Origin of the sequence: Enterococcus sp. RTP21361st1_A6_RTP21361_211029, from assembly GCF_040910045.1 — a bacterium.
GTDB classification, from domain to species: Bacteria; Bacillota; Bacilli; order Lactobacillales; family Enterococcaceae; genus Enterococcus_D; species Enterococcus_D gallinarum.
Map to the genome: position 1 here is coordinate 1 of NZ_JBDGBK010000049.1, position 23,498 is coordinate 23,498.

A 23,498-nucleotide genomic window follows, 5' to 3' on the forward strand; every position below is an offset into this window, starting at 1 on the left:
GAGCGCTAGCCCGCAGGAGCAAGTTTTCTAGATAAAGAGAAAAGTACGACGAGGAGCGCTAGCCCGCAGGAGCAAGTCTTCTAGATAAAGAGAAAAGTACAACGAGGAGCGCTAGCCCGCAGTTTTCTTACAAATGAGAAAGGTGAAATTGCTAGAGTGAACATGGCGTCTGATACCGTAAGCTAAAACTTCAATTGAAGTGGTGTGTTTTTTAAAAAGAGTGCTCTTTTGTTACAAAAAAATAAAGTTTGACATAGCTGCTGAAACTACATATTGATAGCGCTTTATTTTCTCGTTAGATTAGTGGCGAAAGGGGTTGGATAAATTGACAACAATTCGTGGGGACATTGAGTCTGCGAAAAACAGTAAGCAGGATGATCGTTGGTACCCTGAGTCAGAGATGCTGGCCAAGCGTTTGGAATGGTTCCAAGATTTAAAATTTGGGGTAATTTTCCATTATGGCTTATACGCACAAGCGGGTATCGTTGAATCATGGCAACTATCAGAAAAAGATGAATGGGCAAGGGAAAATAAAGCTTATCGAGAAGATATCAACACATTGCGTCTTGATTATTGGCAACTGATCAAAGCGTTTGCACCGATAGAATTAGATACTGATCAGTGGGCTGAAACGTGTAAAAAAGCTGGCTTCAAGTATTGTTTGTTCACAACGAAACACCATGACGGCTTTAATCTCTTCAATACGCTGGAGTCAGAATTCAAAATTGGCGGTAAATTGAGTCCTTTTAAACGAGATATCCTAAAAGAAGTTTTTGCCTCGTTCCAGCAAGCGGGTATTGCTACTGGGGCTTATTATTCTAAGGCGGACTGGTACTCACCGTTTTATTGGCTGGATGATGAAACGATCAAAGGGCGTCACGCAAGTTATGATCCATTAGAACAGCCAGAAATCTGGTCGCGGTATGTGGATTTTGTTCATCGACAAATTCATGAAATCACTGGCAACTATGGAAAAGTGGATTTGCTATGGCTAGATGCCGGCTGGTGTGGGCAGGGGAAAGAAGATTTACAGATGGATCGCTTAGCGGAGATTGCCCGGCGAAACCAGCCAGAATTGATCATTGTTGATCGCATGATGGGCGGTAGACATGAGAATTATGTGACGCCAGAACGCAAGATTCCTTCTTTAGAAGAAATCCCAACAAAAGTTTGGGAGAGTAATATACCTATAGGCAATGACTGGGGCTATGTTCCCCATGACACCTTTAAAAGCAGCCAAGAGTTAGTCGATACATTAATCGATGTCGTCAGTAAAGGCGGAAACTTAATTTTAGGAGTGGGTCCAACACCAGAAGGAACTTTCACGAAAGAAGAGACCCAGCGCCTGCTTGAAGTGGGTGATTGGTTGGAACAATATGGGGAAGGCATTTACGAGACCCGAGCTAGACCAGAAGCGTGGACGGAGAATTGGCATCTTACCTATAGCAAAGATCAAAAAACACATTATGCCTTTCGCAGTATCACAACAAATTTGCAGCCGCGAATTTTTCTGAAGGAGATCCATGCAGATGAAAAATCCGTGATCACAGATTTAGCAACCAATCAATCACTGACGATTCATGGAACGGGTGAAAACGCCTATATTGCTTCATCAGAAGTGCATCAGCCTGAACTTGGAGCAGTTGGCATTCGCATTTCTACACATTGAAGAAAAAATACACATTGCTTTGAAAGCGAATTCATTTCATATTTAGTATACAAACCAAAAACACAAGGAGGAGTATGAATGGAAACAACAACGATCAGAGAGCCTGTGTCAGCATCAAAAAGTAAAATCAAAGAAATGAAGACTAAATTAAAAAAGAGTCGACAGTTATATTTGTTTGTCCTGCCTGCTTTTTTGATTATTCTGATTTTTTCTTATGGGCCGATGTATGGTGTGATCATCGCCTTTAAAGACTATATGCCTTCTTTGGGAATATTCGAAAGTCCTTGGGTAGGGTTCAAACATTTTCAACGCTTTTTTGATTCTTATTACTTCTGGGATCTAATGAAAAATACATTAGGTATCAGTTTGTACTCTTTGATCGTCGGATTTCCGCTACCGATCATCCTTGCACTGGCTTTGAATGAAATCAAGGATGGTCCATTCAAAAAAATTACCCAGACAGTCACGTATGCCCCAAACTTTATCGCAGTAGTGGTAATGGTCGGAATGGTTATTGCATTTCTGTCTCCTTCCACTGGGATCATCAATCACTTTCTAGATTTTATCGGCGTGGGAAGAATCAATTTTATGACTGAACCGCGGTGGTTCAAAACAATCTATGTATTATCAGGCGTCTGGCAAGGCACAGGTTGGGGATCGGTTATTTACTTGGCAGCATTGTCTGGAGTGGATACTCAGCTGCATGAAGCTGCCACCATCGATGGTGCTTCTCGGCTCCAAAGAGTTTGGTATATCAATATTCCAACGATAATGCCGACCATGGTGATTTTACTGATCATGAGTTTTGGTAGTTTGATGTCGGTGGGATTCGAAAAAATCATTTTGATGCAAAACCCATTGAATATGGAATCATCGAATGTCATTGCAACCTTCGTTTATCAGCAAGGGCTTTTAGATGCACAATATAGTTTTGCAGCAGCTGTTGGGTTATTCAACTCGTTGATCAATTCAATTCTCTTGATTTTAGTCAACGGGATTGCGAAACGGCTGAGCGATTCGAGTCTCTTATAGAAAGGTGGTATAGGAATGAAAACAACTTCATTAGTGAAAGATACACGTGCAGATAAAATCTTTTTGGTTTTTGTTTATTTCTTTTTAGCCATAGCATTACTAATCGTTCTCTATCCATTGATCTATATCGTTAGTGCGTCGATTTCAAATCCTCATTTAGTCAACTCGGGGGAAATGTGGTTATTGCCAAAAGGGGTCACCTTTGAAGGCTATCGAACTCTCTTAGGCAATAGCAGCATCTGGCGCGGCTACTTAAATACGATCTATTACACTGTTTTAGGAACATCCATCAATTTGTTGGTGACACTGCCTTGTGCTTATGCACTCTCCAGAGATGATTTTTATGGCAGAAGAGCTTTTACCAATTTCATGCTAGTGACAATGTTTCTTTCTGGGGGCTTGATCCCTAGCTATTTACTGATCCGCAGCTTAGGGATGTTGAATACGGTTTGGGCTTTGGTTATCCCAGGAGCTGTCTCTGTCTATAATGTGGTCGTTACGCGGACCTTTTTTCAAACGACGATCCCAAGAGAGATGGAAGAAGCGGCAATCGTGGATGGCTGCTCGGATTTTCGCTTATTCATGCAGATCGTACTGCCTTTATCTACGCCAATCATTGCAGTTATGGCACTTTTTTACGGGGTAGGACACTGGAACAGTTTCTTCAGCGCATTGATCTATCTGTCAGATAAATCCATGTATCCATTACAAATGATTTTACGGGAAATTTTGATTTTACAAGATATGTCATCAAATACTGTCAGCAATGTGACTTCCGAAATGGCCAGTATGTTATACAGCAAGCAACAGTTAGCAGAGGTCATCAAATACGGTGTCATGATCGTTTCATCATTACCGGTCATTATTGTCTATCCATTTTTGCAGAAATATTTTGTCAAAGGCATGATGGTAGGATCAATTAAAGGATAAAACATAGAGGAGGAAGAAGATGGGAATGAAAAAAATTTTAGGAGTAACAGGGGTGTTTTTGTGCAGTGCGCTTTTACTCAGTGGGTGCGGGAACACAAAAAAGGAAACAACCGGAGAAAATGAAGGGGTAGCCATCAATCATGACAGCCAATTTCCGATCATTAAAGAAGGCGAAGAACTGACGCTGAACATTATGGCGCCAGGAGTAGGTATGGCAGAATGGGAAGATATGCCGACGCTGCAGGATTATCAAGAAAAAACAGGAATCAAACTGACTTATACGACACCCCCTTCTGCTGACTTTAGTACCAAGTTGAACTTAGCATTTGCTTCAGGGGATCTGCCGGATATCGTTTATGGCGCAGGATTGAATTCGCTCACTTCTTCAATGGAGATCGATTATGGTTCCCAAGGAATTCTGCTGCCGTTAGAAGAATATATCACGCCGGAAATTATGCCTAATCTTTATGCATTGACCCAAGAAGATCCGTCCATCTTAAAATCGATCACCACACCAGATGGCCATATTTATTCATTGCCGATGATTTCGAGAAATGCGACATCTATTTGGTGGCAAGGTCCGATGTGGTACAACGGAACGTGGCTAGATAAGTTGAATGTCAAGGAACTGCCAAAGACAACGGATGAATTGTATGATTTGCTGACACGATTCAAGAACGAAGATCCCAATGGTAATGGCAAAGCCGATGAGATTCCTTTGACCGATGTCGATATGAATTCAACAAGGGTATGGCTGATGGCAGCTTTTGGGTTACGGACACGAGGCGTTCAAGTAGATGATGATGTGGTTTCTTATACACCAATCTCGGAAAACTATAAAGCATTCCTTGAGTATATGAACAAATTGTATAGTGAAGGTTTGTTGGATGCGGAAGTTTATGGCCAATCCGACGAACAGAAAAAAGCAAAAGGACAAAATGATCAGTTGGGCTTGTTCGCCGATTACTTCAGCTTCTTTACGACAGGCCGCAGCGAGATTGAAGCGATGAACGATGCCATGTTCCAACCATTGACTTCAAAATGGTCGCCAGAAGCAGTGATTCCAGGAAGTCCACGAATTTCTCGGGGCACCTTTGCCATCACAAATGTCAATCCATCGCCGGAAGCTTCGATGCGCTGGGTGGATTACTTCTATTCTGAAGAAGGTACGAAATATATCGAACAAGGACCTGAAGGCGTTCTTTGGGAGTACAAAGAAAATGCTGACGGCCAAAAAGTACGAGTTTATGCAGAAGGCATTGATACAGAAAATACAGAAGATGAACGTGGCAAGATCACACCAGCATACGGGTTGACAACACCGAACATTGTTATCGATACGACAGGTGAATATCAAATCTTGAAATCCGCGGATGAACAACCTGATACTCGTTTCAGTGACTGGGTGGCCAAAGAAACAGCAGATAAGATGGATGACATTGCGGAAGTGCCATTTCCATTACTTTATCTGACTGTAGAAGAAAATGATAAAGTGGCTGCTACGGCTACTGACTTGACAACGTATGTCGAACAAATGGAAGCCAAATTCATTACGGGTGTCGAGCCAATCAGTAATTGGGATAAATATGTTTCGACTATCGAGTCCATGGGGATCGATGACTACATTTCCGTTTACCAAACAGCATATGATCGTTGGAAAGAGAACTAGAGTCACGGCAATAGGAGAAGCGGGCTTGGACAATTTCTTGTCTACCCGCTTTTTTCCTCCTCAGAAACCGAGTAAAGGAGAGAATACAGCGTGCAGTTATTTGAATTTGAACGTATCCGTAAGATTTTATTTCAATTAAAGAATTACCGGATTCGCTATCAGGTGCCTGTTAATGACTTGCAGTTAAAGCAAGAAAACTGGGCACCCTATGTGCAAGGAACTTTTTTTGGAGAAAAGAATTGTTATTACACAATGAAAGGAACTTTTGAACTACCGGAAGACTGGAAAGAGATGTCGGTTGCTTTGCAAGTCTATTCTTCGCTCTCTGAATGGGACAATACGACAAATCCGCAAATGAAAGTGTTCTTGAATGGGAATTACATTCAGGCAATTGATGTCAACCATCGAGAAGTGCGGTTGGATCCCTCGGAGCTAACAGGAACAATAGCCTTACAGATCGATATTTTTTCGGGACGAGAAGAGAAGAAGTTTCCGCTTTACGTGAATCTATTGGCGATCGATCCTATCGTTGAGCAAGTCTGGTTTGATTTCTCGACGATTTTTGACAGTTGGCGTGCCATTAGGAAATTTGGCGGAGAAGAACAAATCTATCAAAGCTGTCTGTCACAAGCTGCCAATGCATTAGATTTTCGAGCCCCCTATACGCCGCGATTCTATGAAGGCCTCACAAACGCGCAAGAATGTCTGCAAGCGTGTTACAGCCAAGAGATTCGTCAAAAAGTGACCGCAGTCGGGCATACCCACATCGATCTGGCATGGCTTTGGACGGCACAGCAAGCGGTTGAAAAAGGAGAACGCAGTTTTCAGACCGTATTAAAATTGATGGATGAATACCCTGAATATACGTTTCTCCAAAGCCAACCCCAGTTATATCAAGCGATCAAAGAACAATATCCTGAGTTATATCAGGCAATCAAAGAGAAGATTAAATCTGGACGCTGGGAAGTAGAAGGTGCTATGTGGGTAGAAGCAGATTGCAACTTGACCTCCGGTGAATCATTGGTAAGGCAGATTTTATACGGCAAACGCTTTATCAAAGAAGAGTTTGATCATGAGAGTCAGATTTTGTGGCTGCCGGATGTTTTTGGCTATTCCGCTGCATTGCCACAGATCTTGCAAAAGACCAATACACCTTATTTCATGACAACTAAATTGTCTTGGAATCAATTCAATCAGATTCCTTATGATTCGTTTTACTGGCAAGGGATCGATGGCAGCAGAGTTTTGACTCACTTTATTACAACGATCAGTGAAGGCTACAGTCCAAGACCCTACTACACCACTTACAATGGGCTTTTAGACCCTTATACAGTCAAAGGCAGCTTTGAACGGTACCAACAAAAAGATCAGCATGATGAGATCTTGATTGCATACGGCTATGGAGACGGCGGCGGCGGACCTACTAGAGAGATGCTGGAGACAAAACAGCGGTTATCAAAACCACTCCCTCAGATGCCAGTGATCACTGGCGATCATGCGGGCAAATTTTTTGACCGATTAGCCGCAGCTTTTGCTCATTCAGAAGCCCCGGTCTGGTTTGGCGAACTCTATTTTGAGTACCATCGTGGGACACTGACCTCCATCGGTAAAAATAAGAAAGCCAACCGCAAAGGCGAATTTTTATTGCAAACTATTGAGAAGCTTTACAGTGCCTATCGAAGCGAAGCGTATCCGCAAGAGCTCCTCGAAAGGCTCTGGAAAAAATTGTTGTTCAATCAATTTCACGATATTTTGCCAGGAAGTTCGATTGGCGAAGTGTACCAGCAGACAGAAGAAGAGTATGCTGCTCTTTTTGAAGAAGGCGAGCAATTGATCCAGTCCCTCGTGGCAGGAGGAACCGCCAGTGATGCAAATCATCAGGTGGTCTATAATCCATTAGGCTTTACTCGTGATGCCGTAATCAAAGTTGATATTCCGGCGATTCAAGAAGATTATCTGACACAGCGAACCGAAGATGGTTGTTTGCTGGTCAAAGTTCCACAAGTCCCTAGCTTAGGTCTGCGTCCCCTAACGTTGAGGGAGACTATCTCAGAACCAGTAGAACAAGAGTGTGTTCCGTTGACTCGTCAACTGGAAACGACCGACTTTGTCGTAACATTTAACGCGGCATATGAAATGACTGCTCTTTTTGACAAAAGACACCAGCGAGAGGTCTTGCCAGCAGGAGAAGTGATGAATCAATTGATTGCTTATGAAGACTTACCGATGGATTATGATGCGTGGGATATAGACATCTACTACGATCGTAAAGCTTATCCAGTAGAGGATGTGACTGACGCATCAATCGTCGAGCAAGGCGAGATTCGTGACACGATCCGTATCAAACGGACGTTTGAGCAATCAACGATCATTCAGCTGATCCATTTCTATCATGGAACCGGCAGGATCGACTTTGAGACAACGGTCGATTGGCATCAGCATCATCTTTTATTGAAGGCGCAGTTGCCAATTGCCGTCAATACGCTAGATGCCACTTTCGATATCCAATTTGGGAATGTCAAACGTGCCATCCACAAAAATACCACTTGGGATTTGGCACGTTTTGAGAGTTGTGGGCAAAAATGGGTCGACTTGTCTGAAGATGGTTATGGCGTCAGTGTGTTGACGGATTGTAAATACGGATTCAGCACAGCTTACCAAAAAATTGGTCTCTCTCTTATCAAGTCGGCGACTGATCCCTATCCAGAAGCAGATCAAGGACTTCATTCGTTTACCTATTCTCTCTATGTTCATGAAGGTGACTGGAAAAAAGGACAAACGATGGAAGAAGCGTTGGCACTCAATGTACCAGCATATGTATTGGCAGATTTTGATCAGCAGCAAGAGCAATCTTTTTTACAAGTGGATCACAATAATGTGCTGATCGATTCGGTCAAAAAGGCTGAAGCAGATGAAGCCATCGTGGTACGTTTGTATGAATACCACAATCGCAAAACGACATGCCGCTTGACCGCAGCTAAAAAAATCAAACGAGCAGTGCTAACGAATTTATTGGAAGAGGAACAGCAGGAGTTAGTGGTCACGGGCGTGTGCCACCAAGTGGTGATTCCTTTCAACCCTTATGAAATTCAAACGGTCAAGGTCTATTTTGACTAATCGGCATTTTTGATGATAGGAGTTTAAAATGATCGAAGAAATTGTAAAGAAGATGTCCCTAAAAGAAAAAATCGGCCAGTTGAATCAGCGATTGTATGGCTGGCAAGTTTATCAGAAAAAGGAAGGAAAACTTTATTTGACAGACTACTTCAAGTCGGAAGTTGCTCGCTTTGGCTCGATTGGCTGGATCTACGGCGTTTTCCGAGCAGATCCTTGGTCGGGCAAGGACGCAACAACGGGTCTCTCGGTGGAAGAATCACGGGAAGTCAGCCGGATGATTCAGGACTATTTAAAAGAACATACTCGTCTTGGAATCCCAGCTTTTTTGACAGAAGAATGTCCTCATGGTCATCAAGGATTAGCAGCAACAACACTGCCGGTCAATTTCAGTACAGGGGCTAGTTGGAATCCTGATCTTTATCAGAGCGTGCAGACGTTCGTGGCACAAGAGTTACGAGCTAAAGGGGCGCAAGTTGGGCTGATCTCTACCTTGGATATCGTACGAGATCCTAGGTGGGGACGAACCGAGGAATGTTTCAGTGAAGATCCCTACTTAGCCAGTTGTTTTACGCAAGCTGCGGTCAAGGGAATGCAAGGGGAAATACTTGGTCATGAACCGACAACCCATGTACTGGCCGTGTTAAAACATTTTGCAGCTCAAGGTTCAAGTATGGGCGGGCACAATGCAGGACCAGTCAATATTGGGGAGCAAGAATTGCGAGAGATTCATTTACCCGCTATGCTGGCGGGAATTCAGGCAGGGGCACTAGGGTGCATGGCTGCTTATAATGATTGGGATGGTGTCCCTTGTCACGCGAACCCTCGCTTACTTCAAGAGATTTTGCGAGAGGAAGCCGGCTTTGCAGGAGTTGTGATGGCAGATGGTTGTGCGTTGGACCGTTTAGCGGATTGGCTAGGAAACAAACCAGAAGCGGCAGCCCGGGCCATGAACAGCGGCGTAGACATCAGTTTATGGGACAATGTTTTCCCTCAGTTGGAAGCTGCTGTTGATCAAGGGTTGATTAAGCAAGAAACCATTGATCGATCCGTGATGCGCGTTCTGAAACTGAAAGAGCAGCTAGGACTTTTTGACGAACCGGTGCCTACGGTGTCCGTTCCGGATCAAAAGCAGTTTCAAGAAAGTGCAACTCGTTTAGCAGAAGAAGCCATCGTTTTGTTGAAAAATGAGCAAGTCTTACCGTTAAAGAAACAAAGACAAACAATTGCTGTTATTGGTCCTCATAGCAAAAACAGCTATCATCAGCTAGGGGACTATACTCCTTTCAAAGAACTGTCTGAGTGCCGCAATCTGTGGGAGGGGTTGCTGGAAATCAAGGGGACCGAAACCACTTTTATTCAAGCAGATGGCTGCGGCATCACAGAAGGAACCAAAGAGCAACTGACTGCCGCATGCCAAGCGGCAGCAACAGCGGATCAAATCATTTTAACGATTGGCGGCTCTAGTATTCGTGACTTTTCGACGGATTTTGATAAGAATGGAGCTGCCTTGCAAGGATCTGCGGAGATGACCAGTGGGGAAAATATCGATCTGGCGTCTTTGGCATTGCCAGAATGTCAAAAACGATTGATTACTGAATTGAAAAAATTTCAGAAACCTCTGATCGGTATTGTCATTGCTGGCCGTCCTCATCTGTTAAGTGAGGTCAGTACCGCTTTTGATGCGTTGCTTTTTGCAGGTTATCCAGGGCAATTTGGCGGAAGTGCGCTAGCTCGGATTCTTTTTGGCGAAACGAATCCCAGTGGGAAACTAGCTGTTTCTATTCCAGATGAAAATGGGCAGCTGCCAGTTTATTACAACTACCGTGAGGCTGCTTTCCAGAGAGATTACACAGATTGTTCAGGAACCCCTCGTTATGGGTTTGGTTATGGTCTAAGCTATGCAGAATTTATGCTTAAGGGAATCCATGCGCAGTATGCTCCGCAAGCAATCCAAATTAATGGAACAATCGAGAATCTTTCGGTGATAGCAGGAGCTGAAGTGGTACAAGTGTATCTTCGCAATTACTCACAGCAGGTCTTACCGCGTGTCAAAGTGTTATGCGGTTTTCAAAAAGTCTTTTTGCCAGCCAAAAGCACCGTCGACTTTTCTCTAACAGTTTCTTATGAAACGTTGAAACGGTTGAACATTTCACCAAATGAATTGCCAGCTGATTTTATCATCCAAGTCGAAGCAGCCAATCAGAAACAAGTATTCACGAAGCCATTGAAACAAGAAGAAAATGGAAAAGGAGAGAAATCATGTTAAAATTCCCGGAAGGATTTTTATGGGGAGCAGCTGCTTCTGCTCCTCAAACGGAAGGCGCTGCGGCGATTGATGGCAAAAGCCCTTCAACTTGGGATAAATGGTTCGAATTGGAGCCAGACAAGTTCTACGATCACGTAGGACCTAGTGATACTTCGAATACCTACCGACACTTTCGAGAAGATGTGGCGCTGATGAAAGCCATGAATCTGAACTCTTATCGGACGTCAATTGCTTGGACACGACTAGTACCTGATGGAAAGACGGTCAACCCTCAAGCAGTCACCTTCTATCGTGCCTATTTTCAAGAAATGGTCGATCAAGGAATCGAACCTATCATCAATTTGTTCCATTTTGATATGCCGTGGTGGTTAATGGAAAGAGGTGGTTGGGAAGCCAGAGAATCGGTAGATTACTTTGCCGCTTACGCTCGTATCGCCTTTGAGCAATTTGGCGACATTGTCAAAAAATGGGCCACATTCAACGAACCTTTAGTTCATATTGAATGCGGATATATGGGGGATGCCCATTGGCCTAAAGTTCATAATTTTAAACGAGCGATCCAAGTAGGCTATCATACACTGTTAGCTCACGCAAAAGCAGTAGCTGCTTTTCGCGAACTTGCGATTCCTAACGGAGAGATAGCGATTATCTTAAATTTATCGCCCGTCTATCCGAAAAGTCCGCAGTCTGCTGATCTTGAAGCTGCTGAATGGGCAGACTTACTCTATATTCGCAGTTTTTTAGACTGTACAGTCCTCGGACGATTTCCAGAAAAATTAGTCGCGATGCTGAAAAAGTCAGGTCTTGCTCCTGTAACAGAGGAGGGGGACCGAGAACTTTTTGCCTTAAATACGGTGGACTTTATTGGTTGCAATTACTACCAGCCATTACGAGTTCAAGCCCCGATTGCGCCGAACGATCCAATCACAGGGCCGAGGGATCTTTTTCGAGGCTATGATTGGCCGGACAAAAAAATCAACCCTCATCGCGGTTGGGAAATCTTTCCGCAAGGTATTTATGACATTGCCATGCGTCTAAAGAATAGCTATGGCACGATTCCTTGGTATATTTCTGAAAATGGTATGGGGGTTTCTCAAGAAGAACGCTTCGCAACGCAAGAGGGGGAGATTAATGACACCTATCGCATCGAATTTGTAACAGATCATCTCAAAGAACTGCAGCGGGCGATCGAAGCAGGAGCCCCTTGCTTCGGTTATCATATGTGGACATTTATCGATTGTTGGAGCTGGCTGAATGCGTATAAAAATCGTTATGGGTATTATCGAGTAGATTTGACAGATGATACCCGAACACCAAAAGCGTCGAGCTTTTGGATGGCGCAAGTAGCAAAGGACAATGGGATCGATTCAGGGAATGGACCTGATTAGCCAGCAAATAAAGCATGCTTCAGAGAGACGATTGGACCTCTGGAGCATGCTTTGAGTGTTTCAACTGATTTTATTTTATGCTTAAGTTTCGACCACTGAATTTAGCAGGCGCATTTGACGATCAGAGATATTTGTGACGATAGTCAGCAATGGCCTGTCTTGATTCGTAGATATTTTGAGCCAGCTGTTCATTTTTACTCAAAAAGACATAGAACAGCACATCAACTGCCAAAAGATGAGCAATAATCGAGTTGGTTGCTGCACTGCGCATATTGGCTTCTTTCGGTCGGGAAACTTGCAGCGGAACATCTGCTAATTTCGAAAGGGAATTACTGCCAAAGCGAGTCAAAGATAGAACTGGAATCCCCATCTCCTTCGTAAACTCCGCAAGGTGTAGGATTTCAGGTGTTTGACCACTGTTTGAGACAGCCCAGAGCAAACATTCTTTTTCGTGTTTGATCAATTGAGGCAACAGCGAATTATAGTCGGTTTCGAAAATAACCACTTTGCCTAAGCGAGTCCATTTTTGTTGGATATCTTGAGCAATCAAAGAGGAAGCACCGATACCACATACGAAGATCCGATTGCGGGTTTTCAGTAGGTCCGCTGCTGCCAGCATTACTTGTTCTTCTAAAAGGTCCGCAGTCTCATGCATAGTCACTTGGGCATTATGGCTCAATTTCGCAGTAATATCATGAAAAGATTCGTTCAATGCAACATCTGCATAGCCAATGATCTCCTCATGGGTTTGTCGGGAGCCAGATTCCGCAGAAAGCTGAATCTTAAGATCAGTTAGGCTGGAAAAGCCTGTTTTCTTTGCAAAACGAACAACTGTAGGGGCGCTGATCCCGGTAGCTTGAGCCAACTGACTCGCAGTCATCGAAGGAACTTTTTCAGAATTTTTTTTGATGTAATCAAAAAGTTTTTTTTCAGAATTGGATAATTCGCTCTGGATACTTTCAATGCGAGAAAGGACGCTCATAAGGTCACCTGCTTTAAGAAATTTCTAGATTTAGTATACCATAAGTTGGAGTGTTGCTTTCATTTTAAAATGAAAAGATTCAGCGAAGAAACTTGCATTTTTAGGTAGAATAAAGTAAAGTAATTACGTGTGAATACACGCTACCTGTTACTTGGTTCAACGAGTCACCAACGTTTTACTCAGTCGCAGGTGAAAAAAGAAAAAAGAGGTGAAAAACATGGCAATTACGAAAGAACGCAAAAACGAAATCATCAACAAATTTGCTCGTCATGAAGGAGATACTGGTTCTCCAGAAGTTCAAATCGCTGTTCTTACAGAAGAAATCAACCATTTGAACGAACATGCACGTATGCACAAAAAAGACCACCATTCATACCGTGGCCTAATGAAAAAAGTTGGTCACCGTCGTAACTTATTAGCATACCTACGTCAAAAAGACGTACAACGTTACCGCGAATTGATCCAAGCTTTAGGATTACGTCGTTAATCAAACAAAGAAAAGTGAGGTTCAACCCGAATCTCACTTTTTTGCTATGAATCACTGCGACTGGGCGGCACAAGCCGTACAGAGCAGATGATGAATAGTACTAGGCGACTAACCAGGAGCGTAGTCACCCGAGCGGAATCACTGCGACTGGGCGGCACAAGCCGCACAGAGCAGATGATGAATAGTACTAGGCGACTAATAATAGTGGCCCCATCTTTTTAACAAACTCAATTAGCGGGACTTGACTGGTGAATCAAACCCGCAACTAAAAAAGAATCTCTGAGACACGGCGAGCAGCTTCCTACTAACCAAATGAAAGCAGCGGAAGCACCGATCCGCTTTTTTCATTTGTTTAGTAGTGACTTGCTTGGCTCAGAAAAAAAGGAGCAGATCATGACAGAAAAACAAGTATTCAAAACGACTTGGGGCGGGCGTCCGCTACAAGTTGAAGTTGGCCAATTAGCCAAACAAGCAAATGGCGCAGTACTCGTCCGCTATGGCGATACAGTAGTTCTTAGTGCAGCCGTTGCTTCAAAAGAAGCAAAAGATACAGACTTCTTCCCTTTAACGATCAATTATGAAGAAAAAATGTACGCAGTCGGGAAAGTTCCTGGTGGTTTCATCAAACGTGAAGGTCGTCCAAGTACCGAAGCAACATTGACTGCTCGTTTGATCGACCGTCCAATCCGTCCAATGTTTGCGGATGGTTTCCGAAATGAAGTCCAAGTGACAAATATTGTCATGAGTGTGGAACAAGATTGCTCACCAGCAATGGCTGCAATGCTAGGCTCTTCCTTAGCGTTGTCTATTTCCGATGTGCCTTTTGACGGACCAATCGCTGGTGTTGAAGTTGGCCGTGTCAATGGGGAATATGTGTTGAATCCAACCGTTGAACAAGCAGAGCAAACAGATATCGAATTGACGGTTGCTGGTACGAAAAAAGCCATCAACATGGTAGAATCAGGAGCGAAAGAAGTTTCTGAAGATGATATGCTAGGCGCTTTGCTGTTCGGTTTTGAAGCAATCAAAGAATTAGTTGCTTTCCAAGAAGAAATCGTTGCAGCAGTCGGTAAACCAAAAATGGAAGTGACTTTGCTTCAAGTAGATGCTGACTTGAAAAAAGAAATTTTCGATGGCTACTATCAAACAATGAAAACGGCTGTTATGACCGAAGAAAAATTGGCTCGTGAAGACGAGATCGACAACGTCAAAGAAACAGTTAAAGAAGTTTATGCAGAAAAATTTGCGGGTCATGAGGATGAAGGGCAGCTTCTAAAAGAAGTGAAACAAATCGCAGAAGACCTTGAAAAAGATGTTGTCCGTGAATTGATCACGATCGACAAAATTCGTCCCGATGGCCGGAAATTGGATGAAATTCGTCCATTAGCCTCAGAAGTCGGTCTGTTGCCTCGTGTTCATGGTTCAGGACTATTCACTCGTGGGCAAACGCAAGCATTATCTGCTTGTACATTGGCACCATTGGGTGAACATCAAATCATTGATGGTTTAGGGGTAGAAGAATCAAAACGGTTCATCCACCACTATAATTTCCCGCAGTTTTCAGTTGGTTCAACAGGACGTGCCGGTTCTCCAGGCCGTCGTGAGATCGGACATGGCGCTTTAGGTGAACGTGCCTTGGCGCAAGTAATCCCAAGTGAAGAGGATTTCCCTTACACAATCCGTTTAGTGGCAGAAGTATTAGAATCCAATGGTTCATCCTCACAAGCAAGTATTTGTGCGGGTACATTGGCATTGATGGATGCTGGTGTTCCAATCAAAGCCCCTGTTGCTGGTATCGCGATGGGACTTGTCTCTGATGGCGAAAACTATACGATCTTGACCGACATCCAAGGATTGGAAGATCATTTAGGCGATATGGACTTTAAAGTTGCCGGAACAAAAGATGGAATCACAGCCTTACAAATGGATATCAAGATCCAAGGAATCACCGAGCAAATCTTAACTGAAGCTCTATCGCAAGCGAAAAAAGCACGGATGGAAATCTTAAATGAATTGACTTCAACTATTGCTGCGCCACGGGAAGAATTGAGTCCATACGCACCGAAGATCGAGATGATCCAAATCGACCCAGCCAAAATCAAAGATGTGATTGGTAAAGGTGGCGACACGATCAATGGCATCATTGATGAAACAGGCGTGAAGATCGACATCGATCAAGACGGAAAAGTATCAATTGCTTCTTCTGATGCGGAAATGATCAAGAAAGCTATTAAGATCATTGAAGATCTAACAAAAGAAGTCAAAGTTGGCGAAGTTTATTTAGGAAAAGTTGTTCGTGTTGAAAAATTCGGCGCTTTTGTCAACTTGATCAAAGGCAAAGATGGGTTAGTTCACATTTCTCAACTTGCAAATGAACGGGTCAACAAAGTAGAAGATGTTGTCAAAGAAGGCGATGAAGTTCTTGTGAAAGTCACAGAGATCGACAAACAAGGTCGAATTAATTTGTCTCGCAAAGCATTATTGACTGACGATAAAGCAGAGAAGAAATAATTTTCTTAACTAGTTATCCGCAAGAGAAGATTTTGCAAACGTAAATCAACGTCCAACCCCCCAGTAATCGATTCGATTACTGGGGGGTTTTTACGACATAAGGCACAGACATTTCGCTGATAATAAGGTAAACTGACTCAAAGAGGTCGGGCAATCAAAAATTCAAAAAACGTATAGAAGGTGAAAAAATGAAAGCCACACAGGGAAGTGTTTTTCGACGACGAGAGGCCTTGATCACCTACTTAGATAAGTATGATTATGGGACTGTTTCAGAATTAGCGGATCGATTTCAAGTATCAGAAGTGACGATTCGCAGGGATTTGTTGTTTCTGGAAAAAAAGCAGTTGATTGAACGTTATTATGGCGGCGTGAAACGGATCAAGAAATCAGAAAAAAGAGAATCCCAGCAACTTGGATCGGTAGAAGAATTTCCTTGGCAGCGACTGCTTCCACCGTTACACCTTTTGCTGCAAGAAAAGAAATTGATTTTTGTGGGGGCTGGACGCTGGTCGAAAGAATTGATCCACGCAGTTGCTGATTTTGATTTAACGATTGTGACCAATGACCATTCCGCATTGATTGATCTAAAACCAGGACGGGCGATTGTTTGTCTGTGTGGAGGAGAAGTGGAAAGCAACTCCACTGTGTTAGTCGGAGATATAGCGACACTGGCTTTCAGCAAATATACGGCTGATTTGTGTTTGATTGAAGCCTCAGGAATCGACTCCCATGAAATCACAACAACGACACTAAGTGAATCCTTTGTGTATCGGACGATGCTTCAGCATACTCAAGGAGAGAAAATCATCTATACGGAAGGAGAAAATATCGGCCATGTCCGAGGATTTATGATTGATCGTACGTTTATGGCGAATCGCTTGTTTAGCAATAGGCAACTTACAGAGATCGAGACGGCGCAATTTTCTTCTCAAGGTCTGCAGTTTTCGCTGCTATGATTTTAATTTGGCATTGAAGCTTTTCTCAGACAATCAATTAAGGAGAATCGTTCATAAATATTCTTTCATGAACAGTTCTTGTCCGGCTATTGCTTTTGATCAAGGAGACGATTATCCTAAATACCAGAAAGAGATTTACTAAAAAAGACAGGAGAACATCATGACATCAAAATTTCCAACAGATTTTTTATGGGGAGCATCCATTTCCGCACATCAAACAGAAGGAGCTTATTTAGCGGATGGTAAAGGACTAAGTGTTCAAGATACTCGTCCCCGAGACAATAACGAGATCGCCGATTTTACAGTAGCGGTGGATCATTACCATCGGTACAAGGAAGATATCGCCTTGTTAGCAGAACTAGGAATCAAAGTTTTTCGCTTTTCAATTGCATGGTCACGGATCTACCCTGAGGGGCGGGGAAGTGTTAACCAGAAAGGATTGGACCATTATAGTGCTGTCATCGACGAACTGTTGAAGCAGGGAATCCAACCATTTATTACGTTAAATCATTTTGATTTACCACAAGCTTTGGAAGATCAAGGCGGCTGGACAAATCGCAGTACAGTTGAAGCTTTTGAAACCTATGCTAAGACATTGTTCAACGCTTATGGTGATCGGGTGACCCATTGGTTGACGATCAATGAACCGAATATCATGCTCTTAGTCGATCGCAAGATACTAGGCAAAACGATTCCTCTACCTGAGAAGTACCAGCAATTCCATCATCTGATGATTGCTGAAAAGCTTGCCTTCAAACATTGCCATGAACTCGTTCCAAATGGAAAAATTGGACCAGTCCCTAATATCTCGCTTGTTTATGCAGCAACCAGCAAGCCGGAAGACAATCAGGCGGCCCTTTATTTCAATAGCGTTCGGAATTGGGCGTATTTAGATTTTGCCTGCTTAGGACGCTACAATACAGTCTTTCAAGATTACTTGAATCAAAGTGGGGTGAAGATCACTATCCACCCAGAGGATCAGGCTTTGATGACCAGTGCCTTCCCAGACTTTGTAGCTATGAATTTCTATACAACGGTCACAGTTGAACAGCCAACGATGGAAGGAGACATGACGAATGGGATCAGTGATCAACAAAGTGAAGACATCATGGAACGAGGGTTTTATAAAGGATTTACGAATCCCTATTTGAAGAAAAATGCGTTTAACTGGACCATTGATCCTCTGGGCTTAAAAACGACTTTGCAAACACTCTATGATCGCTACCATCTACCAATCCTCATCACAGAAAACGGTTTGGGAGCAGAAGATCATCTGGAAGAAAACGGCGCAGTCCATGATTCTTACCGTATCGACTATTTGCAGCAGCACATCCAGCAATGTCTAGCAGCTATCGAGTCAGGAGTGGAATTGATTGGCTATAGTCCTTGGTCTGCGATCGATTTGATCAGTGTCCATGAAGGCATCAAAAAGCGCTATGGTTTTATTTATGTGGATCGGAATGATGCCGATGAAAAAGAGCAAAAGCGTGTGAAAAAAGATAGTTTTTACTGGTATCAAAAGTTGATCGAAAACGGACATTGGGAGGGATAAGCAATGAATCATGTTTTTACTTTTTTAGAGCAGCGATTGATGCCGCCATTAAATAAAGTCGCTAACTTGCGTTTTATCCGGGCAATTATGCAAGCGGGAGTCATCACGGTTCCTTTCACGATCGTTGGCTCGATTTTTTTGATCATCAATAACCTGCCTCAAATTATTCCGCCGCTGGCCAGCTTTTTTGAACAGACGATTTTGAAATTTTCCCCGCTTTATAGTGTCGCGACAACTATGTCTATCGGCTCGATCGCACTCTTTTATTGTTTAGCCACTGCGTATTATTTAACGGACATCTATCGCAAAGAAGAAAAACTCCAATTGAGCAGCTTTGTTGGCGCAATTCTTGGGTTGTTTGCATTTTTGATGACGATCATTCAAGTCGATATTTCAGATAGTGGGGCACAATTGCTTCAAACAACTGGAGAGACAGCTATCATCTATAATGGTGTAGCACTTGGTTCTTGGGTGACACGGTTTAGTGGGGTCGGTATTTTTATCGGTATCCTTACGGCGGTGCTGGCAACCCAAGTCTATCGTTTTTGTGTTAAAAAGAAAATCACGATCCAAATGCCAGCGGGAGTACCAGATGGGGTCAGTAAAGCATTTGCTTCCCTGATTCCAGCGATTATTATTGCTTTTTTGATGATTCTGATCAATGGCTGTTTAGCCGTTTTTCATACCGACTTGCATGGTTTGTTGTCAAAACCATTTGAATTTGTAAAAGATTTGACAGGTTCTTGGCTAGGGATCATTGTAATCATGTTGTTGATTCATTTGTTGTGGGCCGTTGGTGTTCACGGAACAGCCGTCATCAAAAACAGTTTTATCAATCCTATTTTATTAGTTGCTTTAACCGAAAACATCGATGGAGCAACCAACATTTTTGCCGGTGATTTTGTCAATATGTACATTTTTATTGGCGGTGCTGGCAGTACGTTAGGGTTGGTCTTGTTGATGCTGTTTCGAGCTAAATCCCAACAGTTGAAAGTATTGGGCAAAGCGGCGATCCTTCCAGGATTGTTCAATATCAATGAACCAGTGATCTTTGGTGCGCCAATCGTCTATAATCCTTATTTGATTATTCCTTTTATTGTGACACCGCTGATCAATGTGACGATTGCTTATTTTGCTACATCCTTTGGCTTTGTAGCTAAAGTGATCACCGGGATTCCTTGGATCTCACCTGTTGGGATTGGAGCATTTCTTGGAACTGGCGGTGATTTTCGCGGAATCTTGATCGCTATCCTTAATTTATTGATTTCGGTTGTCTGCTATTATCCATTTTTCCGAATGTACGATAGTAAACTTTTTGCGGAGCAGCAAGCAAACGAAGCAGAAGCGACTCTCCATGATCAGTAGACAAAAAGAGCGTGGGACAAAAGTAAAAAACACTTTTGTCCCACGCTCTAAACACGTCTAAATGGCGGAAGCAGAAGCAACTCCGAGAAATTAATCGAACTACCCCAAAATTTGAAAAGCAATTTCCGTGTATTCCTCCTTATTTTGCGGAGTTTAACATTTCTGTCGCAGCCTCTTTTTTAGCGAAAACTATAATCCGACAACGAAATATGCCGGGCATGACACCAGTCTTTGACAGAACCGGAGAAAATTAGCGGTACATTGGTCAAATCCTGTGTCAGGGTTTGTCCGACCATGGTGTAGAGCAGCTGAAGCTGTTCTTTCCAAGACTGGATGGTGGCAATCGTTTCTTCAGGTCCTTTATCTAAGAGCATGGTCAAAATCGTAGCAGAGATTCCGACACTTTTGGCACCAAGACATAAAGCTTTGAAAATATCAAAGGCATCTCGAATCCCTCCTGAAGCGATTGTCGTGAAGGAGTGTTGCACTTCGTTGGCTTCTAGTAAAGAAATAACCGTCGATTGGCCGAAGTGATTCAAGTAAGCTATTTCTCGTTTTTTTCTGCGGGCATTTTCAATTTGGGTAAAACTCGTTCCGCCGCTACCAGCAACATCGATCGTTTGTACGCCTACCGAAATCAATTGCTGAATAGTCTCTCGGGTCATACCAAAACCGACTTCTTTTACGACAACTGGTACTGGAGCCGCCTTTACGATTTGTTCCAGCAGACTTAGCCAATTGCTGAATTCACGGTCCCCTTCTGGCATCACCAATTCTTGAGGGGCATTCAGATGGATCTGTAAGGCATCGGCTTCAAATAAGTCGATCGCACGCAAGGCATTTTCAACGGAACTACCAGCACCGACATTTGCTAAAAGAAAGCCCTCTGGATTGACTTGGCGAACGACTTGGAACGTGTCGGACAGCGCTGGGTCTTTTAATGCAGCTGAGACAGAACCAGTCGCCATCATCAGGTCACAAGCTTTCGCAACTTCAGCCAAGTCTTGGTTGATTTTTTTGCTTTTCTCACTTCCGCCTGTCATGGCGTTGATGAAAAAAGGGGTAGCGAAAGAGCGGCCAAAGAGTTCCGTTTCCAAAGTGACTTGTGCGCTATCGATCTCGGGAAAGGACTGGTGAATAATTTGAACCGCATCAAAATCATTCAACCGTGGCTTGTGAAAGGCTTTTGCCAATGAGACGTGTTCATCTTTTCGATTCATTAAATCTCCTCCCGATAATGATAGACATGCAGCGGCAATGGAATAATGTCGGCTTTTTCCCAAGCGCTCATCAATGGTAAGATCCCGGTTTTTTGATCGACGATCACAATGCCGCAATCCCCGCCGCCAGCGCCTGAAGACTTGGCGGCCCCGCGATAGGTTTCTGCTAAGTCACATAGTTTCTTTAAAGCGGGTGTTTCAATGGTTACACCAGTCAGACTAGATAATCCTACAAGTAATTTTCGATTTTCGGTAATCATTTTTTTGATTGTTCGGCTGTCTTCATTTAAAAAGCCATCAATCAAACGATTGACACAGTCTTTGCTGTCTGCCAAAAATTTGGCATAGCCCTTTTCTTTGGCTTCTTTTGATTGGTAGACTTGGTCAACTAAATCAGAAGTGGAAGCAGGACTACCTGTCCACCCAATCAACAGGCGCAATGATTTTGGGACAATCAATGGACGGATCGAAAGCTCTGGCCAATCACTGGTCAATAGCTGAGTCAATGTCCATTCCTGCTGTTTTCGTAAGACCCACTCATGATCAAATGTGGAAAAAGCCAGCCAGCCGCCATAGCAAGAAGCAGCAATGTCACCACACGAGCCATTCCCTTGCACGGCCAAATGGGCCAATGCGGCGATCTTGAATTGCGTCAAGCGATCCATTTTTAGATCATAGTAGAGGTTGAGTGCTTTGACGGTAGCAACGGTCACTGCACCGCTAGAACCAAGTCCATATTTTCGACCGTTGGAATTATCTAACTCACTCGTTACTTTTAAGTCATAAAAAGAGAGCAGGGTTCCTTTTTCTTGAGCGTATTTTTCTGTTAGACGAATAGCAGCTAGAATGTAATGAAAAGGATTTTCTCGGTGGTCCAGTACTAGTTCGCCATTGCGGCGGGTCCAGCGGATCGGCAAGTCACTGTACTGGGCAGATTGGATACTGCCGTTTTTGCGGGCGCCTTCGATCGTCACATTGATGAATTGATCCACCGCAACGATGATCGCTGGATGTCCAGGTTCAACGACCGCATACTCACCTGCAATAAATAATTTGCCGGGGACTGAGATTTCTATCATTTCGACACTCCTTCATTTGTCATAGACGGATCGGTCACTGTCATTGGTAAATCAACCAACCCTTGTCCTGCGTGAGCAACGATTAATTGTTCAGGATGAAAATCTTTTTTCAGCTGGGTTAATATAGCTTCTTCGTCTTTTCTTTGACAAAGCACTTTGACATTTGGTCCGGCATCCATCGTAAAGTAGCAGGCCAGCCCTTTTTGACGCAAGGAACGGACGCAATCCATTGCTCGCAAGGATTCAGGAGACCAGTAGGTGAACGGTGGAGTCGCCGCCATAGTAGTGGCATGCATTTTTAGGGCATTGGCTTCTGTCGTTTCACCTAATAACTGAAAGTCTTTTTCGCGGATGGCTTGCTTTAACTTTTTCAAATCGTGTGGTGTGCTTTCTAGCCAACCAGAATAATAGCTGGAAGTCTCTACAGTCCGACGCATCCCGTCACGACTGGAAACATCTTTTTCTTTGTCGTTGATCAAAATGAAAAGCATACTTAGCTCTTTTTCCCAGCCTTCCGAAGCAATCGGTGTTGCGTAAGACGTGTCATCATCACCAGTATGCCATTCGACAAAGCCGCCAAAAATACTGCGACAAGCAGAGCCAGATCCCCGCCGAGCGAGACGGGATAGTTCTGTTTGTGATAATTGTAAGTCAAGTGCTGCGTTACAGGCTCCGGCTAAAGCAGCTAGTCCACTAGCAGATGAAGCAAGACCAGCAGCTGTTGGAACGAAATTGCGGCTGTTGACTTGCGCGAAAAAAGGACAATTGGCTTTTGCGCGTACAAGATCCAAAAAAGCGGAGATTTTCTTCGTTGCAGCCTCACTCTGCTGTTTGTCATCCAGGAAAAAACGGTCTTGAGTATATTCCTCTGAAAAGGTAACAGAGGTTTCTGTATAGAAAGCATCTAACGTCAAAGATAAGCTGTTATTCATTGGCAAGATCAGTGTTTCGTTCTCCTTGCCCCAATATTTGATCAAAGCAATATTCGTGTAGGCTCGCGCCTTTCCTTTATACATGTTCGTAAGCTCCTAATCCTTGAATCCAAGTGGCATGGGCGCCATTGGACAATAAAATACGGCTGATCACTTCAGCCTGTGTTTTTGTTTGAGTCAAAGCGATCATACAGCCACCGCGGCCACCGCCCGTCAGCTTTGCGCCAAAAGCGCCATTGGCTAATGCCAGTGACACGAGATCGTCCAGGTTTTGATTGCTGACACCTAGTTGCCGGAGGGTCTCATGTGCGTGGGTCATTGCCTGACCTAGCTGCGTCAGCTG

The 23,498-nt window shown here is 43.5% G+C and carries 16 protein-coding genes and 1 pseudogene; 12 read left to right on the forward strand and 5 right to left on the reverse strand.

What is annotated here, in order from left to right:
- Window positions 1–325: 325 nt before the first annotated feature.
- The 7 genes from AB5Z52_RS09990 to AB5Z52_RS10020 all read left to right on the forward strand — a co-directional run bounded on the left by AB5Z52_RS09990 (window position 326) and on the right by AB5Z52_RS10020 (window position 12,071).
- On the forward strand, window positions 326–1,669 hold the full coding sequence (locus tag AB5Z52_RS09990) for an alpha-L-fucosidase (protein ID WP_005472737.1): 1,344 nt from the start codon (window positions 326–328) through the stop codon (window positions 1,667–1,669).
- 78 nt (window positions 1,670–1,747) lie between these two features.
- Window positions 1,748–2,701 carry a sugar ABC transporter permease gene (locus tag AB5Z52_RS09995; RefSeq protein WP_003128614.1) on the forward strand — a complete coding sequence of 318 codons (954 nt, stop codon included), beginning with the start codon at window positions 1,748–1,750 and terminating at the stop codon, window positions 2,699–2,701.
- 15 nt (window positions 2,702–2,716) lie between these two features.
- Window positions 2,717–3,631 carry a carbohydrate ABC transporter permease gene (locus AB5Z52_RS10000; RefSeq protein ID WP_003128615.1) on the forward strand — a complete coding sequence of 305 codons (915 nt, stop codon included), beginning with the start codon at window positions 2,717–2,719 and terminating at the stop codon, window positions 3,629–3,631.
- 19 nt (window positions 3,632–3,650) lie between these two features.
- Entirely contained in the window at window positions 3,651–5,300 is a 1,650-nt protein-coding gene (locus AB5Z52_RS10005; protein ID WP_161667413.1) for an extracellular solute-binding protein, read from the forward strand.
- Between the two features lie 90 nt (window positions 5,301–5,390).
- Window positions 5,391–8,417, forward strand: a complete 3,027-nt coding sequence (locus AB5Z52_RS10010; RefSeq protein WP_003128619.1) for a glycoside hydrolase family 38 C-terminal domain-containing protein — start codon at window positions 5,391–5,393, stop codon at window positions 8,415–8,417.
- 28 nt (window positions 8,418–8,445) lie between these two features.
- Window positions 8,446–10,683: a glycoside hydrolase family 3 N-terminal domain-containing protein gene (locus AB5Z52_RS10015; protein WP_117474711.1), complete on the forward strand. Its 2,238-nt coding sequence runs from the start codon at window positions 8,446–8,448 to the stop codon at window positions 10,681–10,683.
- Window positions 10,677–12,071, forward strand: coding sequence for a glycoside hydrolase family 1 protein (locus AB5Z52_RS10020; protein WP_003128624.1), 1,395 nt, complete (start codon window positions 10,677–10,679; stop codon window positions 12,069–12,071). Before AB5Z52_RS10015 ends, AB5Z52_RS10020 begins: the two co-directional genes overlap by 7 nt.
- A 121-nt stretch (window positions 12,072–12,192) precedes the next feature.
- Here the strand turns inward: AB5Z52_RS10020 and AB5Z52_RS10025 are convergent, their stop codons facing one another.
- The gene (locus AB5Z52_RS10025; RefSeq protein ID WP_003128626.1) at window positions 12,193–13,053 is read right to left on the reverse strand and encodes a MurR/RpiR family transcriptional regulator; all 861 of its coding nucleotides are present in this window, start codon (window positions 13,051–13,053) and stop codon (window positions 12,193–12,195) included.
- Window positions 13,054–13,270: 217 nt separating this feature from the next.
- Between AB5Z52_RS10025 and rpsO the strand changes: the two genes are divergently transcribed.
- The 5 genes from rpsO to celB all read left to right on the forward strand — a co-directional run bounded on the left by rpsO (window position 13,271) and on the right by celB (window position 19,924).
- A complete protein-coding gene (gene rpsO / locus AB5Z52_RS10030; RefSeq protein ID WP_003128628.1) occupies window positions 13,271–13,540 on the forward strand; it encodes a 30S ribosomal protein S15 in 270 nt (89 codons plus the stop codon).
- Window positions 13,541–13,933: 393 nt separating this feature from the next.
- Window positions 13,934–16,051 carry a polyribonucleotide nucleotidyltransferase gene (gene pnp / locus AB5Z52_RS10035; RefSeq protein WP_003128630.1) on the forward strand — a complete coding sequence of 706 codons (2,118 nt, stop codon included), beginning with the start codon at window positions 13,934–13,936 and terminating at the stop codon, window positions 16,049–16,051.
- A gap of 188 nt (window positions 16,052–16,239) precedes the next feature.
- The gene (locus AB5Z52_RS10040; protein ID WP_161667411.1) at window positions 16,240–17,007 is read left to right on the forward strand and encodes a DeoR family transcriptional regulator; all 768 of its coding nucleotides are present in this window, start codon (window positions 16,240–16,242) and stop codon (window positions 17,005–17,007) included.
- A 160-nt stretch (window positions 17,008–17,167) separates the two neighbouring features.
- Complete coding sequence (locus tag AB5Z52_RS10045) at window positions 17,168–18,559, forward strand: glycoside hydrolase family 1 protein (RefSeq protein ID WP_029487282.1); 1,392 nt, start codon at window positions 17,168–17,170, stop codon at window positions 18,557–18,559.
- A 3-nt stretch (window positions 18,560–18,562) separates the two neighbouring features.
- Window positions 18,563–19,924 (forward strand): PTS cellobiose transporter subunit IIC, encoded by a 1,362-nt coding sequence (gene celB, locus AB5Z52_RS10050; RefSeq protein WP_029487281.1) that lies wholly within the window; start codon window positions 18,563–18,565, stop codon window positions 19,922–19,924.
- Window positions 19,925–20,103: 179 nt separating this feature from the next.
- On the opposite strand, the gene fni is transcribed toward celB, so the two are convergent.
- From fni to AB5Z52_RS10070, 4 genes and pseudogenes are all read right to left on the reverse strand, one after another.
- Entirely contained in the window at window positions 20,104–21,144 is a 1,041-nt protein-coding gene (gene fni / locus AB5Z52_RS10055) for a type 2 isopentenyl-diphosphate Delta-isomerase (protein WP_029487280.1), read from the reverse strand.
- Window positions 21,144–22,223 carry a phosphomevalonate kinase gene (locus AB5Z52_RS10060; RefSeq protein ID WP_003128637.1) on the reverse strand — a complete coding sequence of 360 codons (1,080 nt, stop codon included), beginning with the start codon at window positions 22,221–22,223 and terminating at the stop codon, window positions 21,144–21,146. The genes fni and AB5Z52_RS10060 overlap by 1 nt, the downstream gene beginning before the upstream one ends.
- A complete protein-coding gene (gene mvaD / locus AB5Z52_RS10065; RefSeq protein ID WP_003128638.1) occupies window positions 22,220–23,239 on the reverse strand; it encodes a diphosphomevalonate decarboxylase in 1,020 nt (339 codons plus the stop codon). Before mvaD ends, AB5Z52_RS10060 begins: the two co-directional genes overlap by 4 nt.
- A pseudogene (locus AB5Z52_RS10070) lies at window positions 23,232–23,498 on the reverse strand (mevalonate kinase); the annotation flags it as partial. The pseudogene AB5Z52_RS10070 and the gene mvaD, both read right to left, overlap by 8 nt.

Excerpts from the sequence above, each read along its gene's own strand:
- AB5Z52_RS09995 (WP_003128614.1), top strand. The coding sequence starts at position 1,748 with ATGGAAACAACAACGATCAGAGAGCCTGTGTCAGCATCAAAAAGTAAA.
- AB5Z52_RS10000 (WP_003128615.1), top strand. The coding sequence starts at position 2,717 with ATGAAAACAACTTCATTAGTGAAAGATACACGTGCAGATAAAATCTTT.
- AB5Z52_RS10005 (WP_161667413.1), top strand. The coding sequence starts at position 3,651 with ATGGGAATGAAAAAAATTTTAGGAGTAACAGGGGTGTTTTTGTGCAGT.
- AB5Z52_RS10015 (WP_117474711.1), top strand. The coding sequence starts at position 8,446 with ATGATCGAAGAAATTGTAAAGAAGATGTCCCTAAAAGAAAAAATCGGC.
- AB5Z52_RS10020 (WP_003128624.1), top strand. The coding sequence starts at position 10,677 with ATGTTAAAATTCCCGGAAGGATTTTTATGGGGAGCAGCTGCTTCTGCT.
- AB5Z52_RS10025 (WP_003128626.1), bottom strand. The coding sequence starts at position 13,053 with ATGAGCGTCCTTTCTCGCATTGAAAGTATCCAGAGCGAATTATCCAAT.
- rpsO (WP_003128628.1), top strand. The coding sequence starts at position 13,271 with ATGGCAATTACGAAAGAACGCAAAAACGAAATCATCAACAAATTTGCT.
- pnp (WP_003128630.1), top strand. The coding sequence starts at position 13,934 with ATGACAGAAAAACAAGTATTCAAAACGACTTGGGGCGGGCGTCCGCTA.
- AB5Z52_RS10040 (WP_161667411.1), top strand. The coding sequence starts at position 16,240 with ATGAAAGCCACACAGGGAAGTGTTTTTCGACGACGAGAGGCCTTGATC.
- AB5Z52_RS10045 (WP_029487282.1), top strand. The coding sequence starts at position 17,168 with ATGACATCAAAATTTCCAACAGATTTTTTATGGGGAGCATCCATTTCC.
- celB (WP_029487281.1), top strand. The coding sequence starts at position 18,563 with ATGAATCATGTTTTTACTTTTTTAGAGCAGCGATTGATGCCGCCATTA.
- fni (WP_029487280.1), bottom strand. The coding sequence starts at position 21,144 with ATGAATCGAAAAGATGAACACGTCTCATTGGCAAAAGCCTTTCACAAG.
- AB5Z52_RS10060 (WP_003128637.1), bottom strand. The coding sequence starts at position 22,223 with ATGATAGAAATCTCAGTCCCCGGCAAATTATTTATTGCAGGTGAGTAT.
- mvaD (WP_003128638.1), bottom strand. The coding sequence starts at position 23,239 with ATGTATAAAGGAAAGGCGCGAGCCTACACGAATATTGCTTTGATCAAA.